Origin of the sequence: Burkholderia sp. A2, from assembly GCF_001729305.1 — a bacterium.
In the GTDB taxonomy this organism is placed as follows: domain Bacteria; phylum Pseudomonadota; class Gammaproteobacteria; order Burkholderiales; family Burkholderiaceae; genus Burkholderia; species Burkholderia sola.
In genome coordinates this window covers 176,935-189,155 of the sequence record NZ_LZXX01000083.1, presented here as the reverse complement: position 1 = coordinate 189,155, position 12,221 = coordinate 176,935, and the positions used below count along the sequence as shown (strand labels likewise).

The following is a 12,221-nucleotide window of genomic DNA, read 5'->3' as shown; positions in this document are numbered from 1 at the left end:
TTTTGCAGCGCGGCGAGCGCGGGTGCGAACCAGTCGCGCTCCAGCGCGGCGAGGCCGTCGTGCCAGCGCGCCCAGTCCTGCTCGATGAACGGGGTGGTCAGCGTCGGCAGCTCGACGAGCGTCGCGCCATCGGCGGCGGGCAGCGCGCCGAACGTCGCGGGCAGGCCGCCGGCTTCGGCTCGTGCGGCGCGTGCGAGGCCGAGCGCGGCCGGCGACGCGGACAGCACGCGCGCGAAGGGTGTGCCGACCGGCTTCAGCGTGCCCTGCGCATGGAACCAGACCGAATTGACGGCCGGCAATCCACGCGCCTCGCGGGCTTCGTTGACCGGATGCTGGAACCACGCCATCTGTACTTCGTTCTGCAGCTTCATCCACATCCGCGAGCGCTCGCCCGTATGCGCCTCGTGCGGCAGCCAGATTTCGATGTTGCGGCCGCTGGCGCGCAGCGGCGCGGCGCCGGCAAGGCGCGCGAGCTGTTCGCTCGACAGGTACCAGCGCGCCGGGTTCGGCGCTTCGAGCCGCACGCCGAGCTCCTCGATCAGCGGCCGCGCGACCGCGAGCAGCGCGGCCGCGTCGCCGTCGTCGAGCGCGAGGGCGGCCGGATCGACGAGCACGAGGTGATCGTGCGCGATTTCGACGTGCACGGGCTCGACGCACGCCCATGCCTGGGTGCCGGGATCGCCGCCGTCGGCCAACAGCATGTAGGGCGCGAGCGGCGCCTCGTCCGCGGCGTTGCCCTGCGTGGCGCCGAAGCGGCTTGCCAGCCAGCGCTCGTGCGGCAGCGTGCGCTGGAAGTCCTCGCCGGCCACACGCTCGACGAGACTCGCGCGGGCGAGCAACTTTTGGAGCGCGGGGCTGTCCAGCGTGTGCAGGGACGAGGCCGCGTCGGCCGCCGACGGCAGCGCGAACGGAACGAGAAAATGGAGGCGTCGGTCGTGCATGATGGTGCGCATTGTATGGCAAACTGCGCGCGTGATCGGGCCGGCTGACGGCCCGTTCGCGTCCGGCGGCCGTTTTTTCGACCGTGCCCGGGCTGCCGGCCGCCACCCGGCGGCGGTCCGGCCGCGGCGCGCCTCCCGCCTCCCGCCGTAACCAGCAGAAAGGATTCGCTTGAAACTTCCGTACGAATGGCAGATCGGCTGGCGCTACACGCGCGCCGGCAAACGCACGACCGGCAACGGCTTCATTTCCTTCATCGCGCTCGTGTCGATGCTCGGGATCGCGCTCGGCGTCGCGGCGCTGATCGTCGTGCTGTCGGTGATGAACGGCTTCCAGAAGGAAGTGCGCGACCGCATGCTGTCGGTGCTCGCGCACGTCGAGGTGTTCTCGCCGACGGGTTCGATGCCCGACTGGCAACTGACCGCGCAGGAAGCCCGCCGCAATCCGTCGGTGATCGGCGCGGCGCCGTACGTCGACGCGCAGGCGCTGCTCACGCGCCAGGACGCGGTGAGCGGCGTGATGCTGCGCGGCGTCGAGCCGTCGCTCGAGCCGCAGGTATCCGACATCGGCAAGGACATGAAGGCCGGGCAGCTCGGCGCGCTCGTGCCGGGCCAGTTCGGCATCGTGCTCGGCGACGCGCTCGCCGGCAATCTCGGCGTGACGGTCGGCGACAAGGTCACGCTCGTCGCGCCCGAAGGCTCGATCACGCCGGCCGGCATGATGCCGCGCCTGAAGCAGTTCACGGTCGTCGGCGTGTTCGAATCGGGCCACTACGAATACGACAGCACGCTCGCGATGATCAACATCCGCGACGCCGAGGCGCTGTTCCGGATGAGCGCGCCGACCGGCGTGCGGCTGCGGCTCACCGACATGCAGAAGGCGCCGCAGGTCGCGGTCGAGCTGTCGCATACGCTGTCGGGCAGCCTGTACATCCGCGACTGGACCCAGCAGAACAAGACGTGGTTCTCGGCCGTGCAGATCGAGAAGCGGATGATGTTCATCATCCTCACGCTGATCATCGCGGTGGCCGCGTTCAACCTCGTGTCGTCGCTCGTGATGACGGTGACCAACAAGCAGGCCGACATCGCGATCCTGCGCACGCTCGGCGCGCAGCCGGGGTCGATCATGAAGATCTTCGTCGTGCAGGGCGTGACGATCGGCTTCGTCGGCACCGCGTCGGGCGTCGCGCTCGGCTGCCTGATCGCATGGAGCATCCCGTGGCTGATCCCGATGATCGAGCACCTGTTCGGCGTGCAGTTCCTGCCGCCGTCGGTGTACTTCATCAGCGAGCTGCCGTCCGAACTCGTCGCGAGCGACGTGATCCGGATCGGGCTGATCGCGTTCGCGCTGTCGGCCGTCGCGACGCTCTATCCGAGCTGGCGCGGCGCGAAGGTGAAGCCGGCGGAGGCGCTCCGCTATGAATGACCGCGCGGCCGCATTCGCGGATTCACGACAACAACACAACAGACAGGATTCGGCAGGTATGCAGGAATACGTGCTTCAGGCGCGCGGGATCACGAAGGCGTTCGTGCAGGGCGGCTTCAACGTGCAGGTGCTCAACAACACCGAGCTGACGGTGCGGCGCGGCGAGAAGCTCGCGGTCGTCGGCGCGTCGGGGTCCGGCAAGAGCACGCTGCTGCACGTGCTCGGCGGTCTCGACGAGCCGAGCGCCGGCGAAGTGTCGCTGCTCGGCAAGCCGTTTACGCAGCTCGCCGAGCGCGAGCGCAACGAGCTGCGCAACCGCGCGCTCGGCTTCGTCTACCAGTTCCATCACCTGCTGCCCGAGTTCACGGCGCTCGACAACGTCGCGATGCCGCTGCGCATCCGCCGGATGACGACCGAGGACGCGCGCGCGCAGGCACAGGCGATGCTCGAACGCGTCGGTCTCGGCCCGCGGGCGAAGCACCGGCCGGGCGAGCTGTCGGGCGGCGAACGGCAGCGCGTCGCGATCGCGCGCGCGCTGGTCACGAAGCCCGCATGCGTGCTCGCCGACGAGCCGACCGGCAACCTCGACGGCACGACGGCCGATACGGTGTTCAACCTGATGCTCGAACTGTCCGAGACGCTCGAAACGAGTTTCGTGATCGTCACGCACGACCCCGATCTCGCCGCGCGCTGCGACCGCATCATGCGGCTGCGCGACGGGGTGCTGCACGAGGAGCCGGCGCTGCCGGTGTAAAAAAGCCACGCCGTTGGCCGGCCGCCGGTTCGTCGCGGCACGGCGCAACGACGCAGGACCGCTGACATGTGGATCGACACGCACTGCCATCTCGATGCCGCCGAGTTCGACGCCGACCGCGACGGAGTCGCGCAGGCTGCGCGCGCGGTCGGCGTGTCGCGCATCGTGATCCCGAGCATCGGGCGCGACAACTTCACGACGGTGCGCGAACTCGCGCAGCGCACGCCGGGTGCGGTCTATGCGCTCGGCATCCATCCGATGTATACGCCGCAGGCGCGCGACGCCGATCTCGACCGGCTGCGCATGGAGATCGAGGCGAGCCTCGACGATCCGCGGTTCGTCGCGATCGGCGAGATCGGGCTCGACTATTTCGTGCCGGGGCTCGACGAAGCGCGGCAGCAGTTCTTCTATCAGGGCCAGCTCAGGCTCGCGCGGGAATTCGACCTGCCGGTGCTGTGCCACGTGCGCAAGTCGCAGGACCGCGTGCTCGCCGGGCTGCGCCGTTTCGGCGTGCGGCGCGGCATCGCGCATGCGTTCAACGGCAGTTTTCAGCAGGCCGAAGCGTACCTGGCGCAGGGGCTGCATCTCGGCTTCGGCGGCAACGTGACCTTCACGCGCGCGCGGCAGATCCGCCGGCTCGCCACCGAGTTGCCGCTCGACGCGCTCGTCGTCGAGACCGACGCGCCCGACATCGCGCCCGAATGGGCATACAAATCCCGCAATACGCCTGATCAGGTACCGCGGATCGGCGGCGTGCTCGCCGAATTGCGCGGGCTCGAGACTGGCGAACTGGCCGTATGCACTTCGGCTAACGCGCTCGCCGCGCTGCCGCGACTCGCACTTTCGTCCGCATAATCGTTGCCGGAAGGCGCCGCGTTGCAGGGGGCGGCGCCGGGTCGACGAGGAGGCGGAATGCGCGTGTGGTGGATCGCGTTCGCGCTCGGCGTCGTCGTGCTGCAGCGGCAGGCGGCGTTGCCCGGGGCGGTCGCATGGACGATCGGAGCAGCCGTGCTCGCGGGCTGCGCGGCGCTGGGCGCATGGTGCGTGCGTCGGCGGCGCACGCGCGCGGTCGTGGTATGCGGATGGATGCTGTGCGCGGCCGCGGCCTGCGTCGCGGGGTTCGGCTATGCGGCCGCGCGCGCCGAATGGCGGCTGCGCGACAGCCTGCCTGTCGAGTGGGAAGGGCGCGACATCGTCGTCACGGGCGTGATCCGCGGGCTGCCCGTCGTCGACGAGGCAGGCGCGCGGCTGCTGTTGGCGGTCGAGTCGAACGATGCAGGCCTCGCCCGTTTTCCGCCGTTGATCCGGTTGTCGTGGCGCGCGTACGGCGCATCCGCGACACGCGATGCGCTTCCGGATTTGCGCGCTGCCGAACGCTGGCGTTTCGTCGTGCGTCTCAAGCGTCCGCATGCCGAGGCCAATCCCGGCGTGCGCGACAGCGAGGCGGCATGGCTCGCCGTGGGCATTCGTGCGATCGGCTATGTCAGTGCACCGCGTCGGGCGGTATTGCTCGATGCGCGCGTATCGGGATGGCGTGCATCGATCGATCGGGTGCGCGACACGCTGCGCGCACGCATCGGCGCGGTGCTGGGCACCGATGCGGCGCACCGGGGCATCGTCGCGGCGTTGGCGATCGGCGACCAGTCGGGCATTGGCGACGACGACTGGCGCGTCCTGCGCAACACGGGCACGAGCCATCTGGTCGCGATTTCCGGTCTCCATGTCGGGCTGGTCGGCGCGATTGCCGGCTGGCTCGTGTCGATGGTCTGGCGCCGCGTGCGCTGGCGCGCGCGGGCCGCGACGCTCGTGTTGCCGGCGCCGTACGCGGCCGCGCTTGCCGCGCTGGTTGCTGCCGCGGGCTACGCCGCGCTCGCCGGCTTCAACGTGCCGGCACAGCGCGCGTGGTGGATGATCGCGGGCGGCGGCGTCGCGTATCTGGCCGGCCGCAGCGTGCCGACGTCCGCGGTGTTGTGCGCGGCGCTCGGCGGCGTGCTGCTCGCCGATCCGTGGGCCGTACTGTCGGCCGGCTTCTGGCTGTCGTTCGGTGCGGTCGCGGTGATCCTGCTGGCCGTCGCCGGCTGGCGTGCGGTGCGCGAGCTCGACGATGTCGACGAAGCGGGCGCGGAAAGCGGCGCGGCCCGCTTGCGGAGCCGGTTGCGCGGGTGGGCGACGCGTGGCCGGCGCCGCATCGCCGAGGCGACGCGCGTGCAGTACGCGGTGACGATCGGTCTTGCGCCGCTCACCGCCGCCTGGTTCGCGCAGGTTTCCCTGTCGGGTCCGTTCGGCAATGCGTTCGCGATTCCGTGGGTCAGCTCGGTCGTGACGCCGGTCGTGCTGGCCGGCATCGCGTTGCCGCCGCCGCTCGATGCGGCGGCCTTTCGGCTTGCGCATGCGGCGCTCGCACCGATGATGACGCTGCTCGCGCAGCTGGCCGACTGGCCGGCCGGCGTGTTCTGGCTGCGCATGCCCGACTGGCCGGTACTGGCGCTCGCATGCGTGGGCGTCGCGTGGGCGCTGATGCCGCGCGGCTGGCCGTTGCGCTGGGCGGCGCCGCTGACGTGGCTGCCGCTCGTCGCGCCGGCGCCCGATGCACCGCCGCCGGGCGGCTTTCGGCTGACCGTGCTCGACGTCGGGCAAGGCGCGGCGGTGCTGGTCGAAACCGCGCGACGGACGTTGCTGTTCGATGCGGGGCCGGGCGCGGAGTCGTCCCACGCCGGGACGCGGATCGTCGCGCCGGCGTTGCGGGCGCGCGGCATCGCGACGATCGACTCGCTCGTCCTCAGTCACGCGGATGCCGATCATGCGGGCGGCGCGCCGGCCGTTTATGCGGCCGCCGACGTGCGTCAGCTGCTGGCCGGTATTGCGCCGCGGCACCGGCTGTGGCGCGATGCGCAGGCGGCCGGCGTGGCCGATCGGCTGCCTTGCGCAGCCGGGCAGCGGTGGAGCTGGGACAGCGTCGTCTTCACGATGCTGTGGCCGCCGGGCGGGGTGGGCACGGGTTCGTCCAACGGACAATCGTGTGTGCTGCGTATCGACGCCGGCGGCACCTCCGCGCTGCTGACCGGCGACATCGAGGCTGCCGCCGAGCGTCGGCTGGTGGCCGACGCGCGCGACGCTCTGGCCGCGCAGATCCTGGTCGTTCCGCACCATGGCAGCCGTACGTCGTCGATCGAGCCTTTCCTCGATTCGGTCGGGCCGCGCGTCGCGGCTTTTCCTGTAGGCTATCGCAATCGCTTCGGCCATCCGCACCGGACGGTCCTCGCCCGCTACGAGGCGCGCGGGATTCCGCTGCCGCGCACCGATCGCGACGGCGCCGTGCGGTTCGACGTCGCGCCGGCCGGCGGCGGGTTCGCATTCGCGCGCTATCGCGACGAACGGCGCCGGTACTGGATGGACCGGTGAGCGCGGCGAAGGCCGGCGTATCGGGACGGAAAGCGCCAGGCCGGCCTACCGTGCCGAAGCGCGGTTCCGACACAGATAAATATGAAGCATGGGGCTGGCGTAAGCGCTGAAGCGCTTACGCCCACCGACCGCGAAGCATGGGTGGGAGTACGTGCTGAAGCACTGACTCCCGCCGACAAAGGAGACATCGGCGTTTGAAGGACATCCTCCACTTCTCGCATGCGAACGGCTTTCCGGCGTCGACGTACCGGACAATCTTCGCCGAGCTGGCCGACGACTACGAGCTGCGCTACATCGAACGGATCGGCCACGATCGCCGCTACCCGGTGACGCGCGACTGGCCGCATCTCGTCGAACAACTGCTCGACGATATCGGCAGCCGCTACGAGCGCCCGGTCTGGCTCGTCGGCCATTCGCTCGGCGGCTACCTGTCGCTGATGGCTGCGTTGAAGAAGCCGCAGTGGGTGCGCGGCGTCGTGATGATCGATTCGCCGATCATCGCGGGCTGGCGCGCCGGCGCGCTGCGCGCGAGCCAGTGGGCGGGGCTCGACGAGCGGCTGTCGCCGGCCGCCGCGACGCGCAACCGGCGCACGCGCTGGACGAGCCGCGACGAAGTGTGGCGGCACTTTCGCGAGAAGCCCGCGTTCGCGCGCTGGGACGAGCGGATGCTCGCCGACTATATCGACCACGGGATCCCTCAGGCCGGCGCCGACGGCGAGCGCGCGCTGGCGTTCGACCGGCAGGTCGAATACCTGATCTACCGGACGCTGCCGCACACGCTCGGCCCGCGGCTCGCACACGGCGCGCCGGTGCCGCTCGGCTTCCTCGCCGGCACGCGCTCGCGCGAGGTGCGGCAGGTCGGGCTCGATGCGACGCGCCGCGCGACGCGCGGGCGCATCGAATGGCTCGAGGGGAGCCACCTGTTCCCGATGGAACGGCCGATCGAGACCGCCCGCGCATTGCAGCGGATGCTGAATTCGCTGAAGGCGGAGGAGGGCGGCGTTTCGCAGGCAGGCGCGCCGCTCGCGAAGCGCGCCTGACGCTTCGCCGGGCGGCCGGAACGCCCGCCGGCGCGCATGCGCGCGGCGCCGACCGGCCGGCCGGTTCGTGTCGGCGCGGGCCGGCACGAAAGGGCGCGATCATCACGTCAATTGCTGAGAGAAGGGCGGGCTTTACGGTATAATCCGTTTTTCCCGCGAGCATCCAGCGATGACCAAATATGTTTTCGTCACCGGCGGCGTAGTTTCTTCCCTCGGCAAGGGTATTGCCGCCGCCTCTCTCGCCGCGATCCTCGAATCGCGCGGTCTGAAAGTCACCCTCCTCAAACTCGATCCCTACATCAACGTCGACCCCGGCACGATGAGCCCGTTCCAGCACGGCGAAGTGTTCGTGACGGAAGACGGAGCGGAGACCGACCTCGACCTCGGCCACTATGAGCGCTTCATCAGCACGAAGATGCGCAAGGCCAACAACTTCACGACCGGCCAGATCTACGAATCGGTGATCCGCAAGGAGCGCCGCGGCGACTATCTCGGCAAGACCGTGCAGGTCATTCCGCACATCACGAACGAAATCCAGGCGTTCATCGAGCGCGGGGCCGCATCGGCCACCTGCGGCGAGCCGGACGTCGCGATCGTCGAGATCGGCGGCACGGTCGGCGACATCGAGTCGCTGCCGTTCCTCGAGGCCGCGCGCCAGATGAGCCTGCGCCTCGGTCGCAACAGCGCGTGCTTCGTGCACCTGACGCTCGTGCCGTACGTCGCGACGGCCGGCGAGCTGAAGACGAAGCCGACCCAGCACAGCGTGCAGAAGCTGCGCGAGATCGGCATCCTGCCGCACGTGCTGCTGTGCCGCGCGGATCGCCGCATCCCCGACGACGAATCGAAGAAGATCTCGATGTTCTCGAACGTGCCGGAAGACGCGGTGATCTCGGTGTGGGACGCCGACAGCATCTACAAGATTCCGCAGATGCTGCACGACCAGGGCCTCGACCGGATCATCTGCGAAGAGCTGAAGCTGTCGCCGAAGGATGCCGACCTGAGCATGTGGTCGGCGCTCGTCGAGAAGCTGGAAAACCCGAAGCAGGAAGTGACGATCGGCATGGTCGGCAAGTACGTCGACCTGACCGAGTCGTACAAGTCGCTGATCGAGGCGCTGCGCCATGCGTCGATCCACACGTCGACCAAGGTCAACATCGAGTACATCGACTCGGAAGAGCTCGAGACGAACGGCGTCGACAGCCTGAAGCATCTCGACGCCGTGCTGGTGCCTGGCGGTTTCGGCCGTCGCGGCACGGAAGGCAAGATCGCCGCGGTTCGCTATGCGCGCGAGTCGAAGGTGCCGTACCTCGGCATCTGCCTCGGCATGCAGCTCGCGGTGATCGAATTCGCGCGCGACGTCGTCGGCCTGAAGCAGGCGAACAGCACGGAATTCGATCCGGACACGCCGGAGCGCGTGGTCGCGCTGATCACCGAATGGTACGACCGCGAAGGCAAGGTCGAGACGCGCACCGAGGAATCCGACCTCGGCGGCACGATGCGCCTAGGTTCGCAGCGCTGCCCGATCAAGCCGGGCACGATGGCGGAAGAAATCTACGGCAAGGACGTGAACGAGCGCCATCGCCACCGTTATGAAGTCAATAACCGCTTCGTGCCCCAGCTCGAAGCCGGCGGCCTTATCATCAGCGCCCGTACCCCGAGCGAGGATCTGCCGGAAATGATGGAGTTGCCGCGTTCGATGCACCCGTGGTTCGTCGGCGTTCAGTTCCACCCGGAATTCACGTCCACGCCGCGTGACGGTCATCCGCTGTTCAAGTCGTTCGTCGAAGCCGCGCTCGCCAACAAGCAAGCGCGCGGAGTGCAAGCATGAAGCTGTGCGATTTCGAGGTCGGCCTCGACCAGCCTTTCTTCCTGATCGCGGGTACCTGCGTCGTCGAATCGGAGCAAATGACGATCGACACGGCCGGCCGCCTGAAGGAAATCTGCGAGAAGCTGAACGTTCCGTTCATCTACAAGTCGTCCTACGACAAGGCAAACCGCAGTTCGGGCAAGTCGTTTCGCGGCCTCGGAATGGACGAGGGGCTGCGGATCCTCGGCGAGGTGAAGCGCCAGCTCGGCCTGCCGGTGCTGACCGACGTGCATTCGATCGACGAGATCGAGCAGGTCGCGTCGGTCGTCGACGTGCTGCAGACGCCGGCGTTCCTGTGCCGTCAGACCGATTTCATCCATGCGTGCGCGCGCTCGGGCAAGCCCGTCAACATCAAGAAGGGCCAGTTCCTCGCGCCGCACGACATGAAGAACGTGATCGACAAGGCGCGCGACGCGGCGCGTGAAGCCGGTCTGTCGGAAGACCGCTTCATGGCGTGCGAGCGCGGCGTCTCGTTCGGCTACAACAATCTCGTGTCGGACATGCGTTCGCTCGCGATCATGCGCGAAACGAACGCGCCGGTCGTGTTCGATGCGACCCACTCGGTGCAGTTGCCGGGCGGGCAGGGCACGAGTTCGGGCGGCCAGCGCGAATTCGTGCCGGTGCTCGCGCGTGCGGCGGTCGCGACGGGTGTCGCGGGCCTCTTCATGGAAACGCATCCGAATCCGGCCGAGGCGAAGTCGGACGGCCCGAACGCGGTGCCGCTGAACCGCATGGGCGCGTTGCTGGAGACCCTCGTCACGCTCGACCAGGCGGTGAAGCGCAATCCGTTCCTGGAAAACGATTTCAATTAAAGATCGAATGAACCTTGCGACGGCTTCGCGCGTCTGTAGCGAAAGCGGTTGCGGCGCGCACGCCGTCGCAGTTTGAAGAATCCATCGTCATTCTCAGAGGAAACCCATGAGTGCAATCGTAGATATCATCGGCCGCGAGATTCTGGATTCGCGCGGCAACCCGACCGTCGAATGCGACGTGCTGCTCGAATCGGGCACGATGGGCCGCGCGGCGGTGCCGTCGGGCGCGTCCACCGGCTCGCGTGAAGCGATCGAACTGCGCGACGGCGAAGCCGGCCGCTACAACGGCAAGGGCGTGCTGAAGGCGGTCGAGCACATCAACACCGAAATCTCCGAAGCCATCATGGGCCTCGACGCGTCGGAACAGGCGTTCCTCGACAAGACGCTGCTCGAGCTGGACGGCACCGACAACAAGTCGCGCCTCGGCGCGAACGCGATGCTGGCCGTGTCGATGGCCGTCGCGAAGGCCGCCGCCGAAGAGGCCGGCCTGCCGCTGTACCGCTATTTCGGCGGTTCGGGCGCGATGCAACTGCCGGTGCCGATGATGAACATCGTCAACGGCGGCGCGCATGCGAACAACAGCCTGGACATCCAGGAATTCATGATCGTCCCGGTCAGCCAGCCGACGTTCCGTGAAGCGCTGCGTTGCGGCGCGGAAGTGTTCCACGCGCTGAAGAAGATCCTCAGCGACCGCGGCATGAGCACGGCGGTCGGCGACGAAGGCGGTTTCGCACCGAACTTCGGCAGCAACGACGAGTGCCTGTCGACGATCCTGCAGGCGATCGAGAAGGCCGGCTACCGTGCGGGCGAAGACGTGCTGCTCGCGCTCGACTGCGCGGCATCCGAGTTCTACCACGACGGCAAGTACCAGCTCGCGGGCGAAGGCCTGCAACTGTCGTCGGCCGAATTCACCGACTACCTCGCGACGCTCGCCGACAAGTTCCCGATCGTGTCGATCGAGGACGGCATGCACGAAAGCGACTGGGACGGCTGGAAGCTGCTGACCGACCGCCTCGGCAAGAAGGTGCAGCTGGTCGGCGACGACCTGTTCGTGACCAACACGCGCATCCTGAAGGAAGGCATCGAGAAGGGCATCGCGAACTCGATCCTCATCAAGATCAACCAGATTGGTACGCTGACCGAAACGTTCGCGGCGATCGAAATGGCGAAGCGCGCGGGTTACACGGCCGTGATCTCGCATCGTTCGGGCGAAACGGAAGATTCGACGATCGCGGACATCGCGGTCGGCCTGAACGCCGGTCAGATCAAGACGGGTTCGCTGTCGCGCAGCGACCGCATCTCGAAGTACAACCAGCTGCTGCGTATCGAGGAAGATCTCGGCGACATCGCGAGCTACCCGGGCAAATCGGCTTTCTATAACCTGCGCTAACGCGCTACTATCGGGTTCGTCATCTCGACGCCGCTCTGTGCCTGTGCGCGGAGCGGCGCTTCTTATATCTGCGTCTCTTACATGCGGCTTGTCACTGTCGTCCTGATTGCCTTGCTGGCGCTCATTCAGTACCCCCTATGGTGGGGACACGGCGGCTGGCTGCGGGTGCACGAATTGCGTCAGCAGCTCGACGACCAGCTGCAGAAGAACGCGGACGAGAAGCTGCGCAACGAGCGCACCGCCGGCGAAGTGCAGGATCTGCAGAGCGGCACCGCGGCGATCGAGGAGCGTGCGCGCTACGAGATGGGCATGGTGAAGGACGGCGAAGTATTCGTGCAGTTCGTGTCGCCGAATGCACCTGCAGGACCGGTGAACACCACGCCGTCGAATACGTCGACGCGCGGCGCCGTGTCCGCGGCCCCGGTGCGGGTCGTGCCGAATCCGCAGTCGGTCGCGAAGCCGTCGCGGCATCACGGCGGCGACAAGGGCAAGGCGGCGCATCACTGAGCGCGATACCTCGAATTCATTGAAAAAGCGCGGGAAATGCCGCGCTTTTTTATTTCCTGCCAGTCGTCAATCGAGCGGGTGATGC

The 12,221-nt window shown here is 68.1% G+C and carries 10 protein-coding genes; 9 read left to right on the top strand and 1 reads right to left on the bottom strand.

Translation table 11 applies throughout. The features are described 5' to 3' along the window. Nucleotides 1–941: regulator (locus tag A9Z05_RS08755; protein ID WP_141723390.1), on the bottom strand; the 941-nt coding region annotated here is incomplete at its 3' end. A gap of 169 nt (nt 942–1,110) precedes the next feature. Here A9Z05_RS08755 and A9Z05_RS08750 point away from each other — a divergent pair. The 9 genes from A9Z05_RS08750 to ftsB all read left to right on the top strand — a co-directional run bounded on the left by A9Z05_RS08750 (nt 1,111) and on the right by ftsB (nt 12,136). Then, complete coding sequence (locus tag A9Z05_RS08750) at nt 1,111–2,364, top strand: lipoprotein-releasing ABC transporter permease subunit (protein WP_006483000.1); 1,254 nt, start codon at nt 1,111–1,113, stop codon at nt 2,362–2,364. Next, nucleotides 2,357–3,118, top strand: a complete 762-nt coding sequence (gene lolD, locus A9Z05_RS08745) for a lipoprotein-releasing ABC transporter ATP-binding protein LolD (protein ID WP_175806125.1) — start codon at nt 2,357–2,359, stop codon at nt 3,116–3,118. The genes A9Z05_RS08750 and lolD overlap by 8 nt, the downstream gene beginning before the upstream one ends. Nucleotides 3,119–3,184: 66 nt before the next feature. Further along, nucleotides 3,185–3,973, top strand: a complete 789-nt coding sequence (locus A9Z05_RS08740) for a TatD family hydrolase (RefSeq protein ID WP_069617733.1) — start codon at nt 3,185–3,187, stop codon at nt 3,971–3,973. 57 nt (nt 3,974–4,030) lie between these two features. Further along, nucleotides 4,031–6,520 (top strand): DNA internalization-related competence protein ComEC/Rec2, encoded by a 2,490-nt coding sequence (locus A9Z05_RS08735; RefSeq protein WP_069617732.1) that lies wholly within the window; start codon nt 4,031–4,033, stop codon nt 6,518–6,520. Between the two features lie 194 nt (nt 6,521–6,714). Further along, a complete protein-coding gene (locus A9Z05_RS08730) occupies nt 6,715–7,560 on the top strand; it encodes an alpha/beta fold hydrolase (RefSeq protein WP_069617731.1) in 846 nt (281 codons plus the stop codon). Nucleotides 7,561–7,729: 169 nt separating this feature from the next. Beyond that, nucleotides 7,730–9,388 (top strand): CTP synthase, encoded by a 1,659-nt coding sequence (locus tag A9Z05_RS08725; protein WP_006478404.1) that lies wholly within the window; start codon nt 7,730–7,732, stop codon nt 9,386–9,388. Further along, nucleotides 9,385–10,239, top strand: a complete 855-nt coding sequence (gene kdsA / locus A9Z05_RS08720) for a 3-deoxy-8-phosphooctulonate synthase (RefSeq protein ID WP_006478405.1) — start codon at nt 9,385–9,387, stop codon at nt 10,237–10,239. The genes A9Z05_RS08725 and kdsA overlap by 4 nt, the downstream gene beginning before the upstream one ends. Before the next feature lie 106 nt (nt 10,240–10,345). Further along, nucleotides 10,346–11,629, top strand: a complete 1,284-nt coding sequence (gene eno, locus A9Z05_RS08715) for a phosphopyruvate hydratase (protein ID WP_006478406.1) — start codon at nt 10,346–10,348, stop codon at nt 11,627–11,629. Between the two features lie 81 nt (nt 11,630–11,710). Continuing rightward, entirely contained in the window at nt 11,711–12,136 is a 426-nt protein-coding gene (gene ftsB, locus A9Z05_RS08710; RefSeq protein ID WP_069617730.1) for a cell division protein FtsB, read from the top strand. The last annotated feature ends 85 nt before the right edge of the window (nt 12,137–12,221 follow it).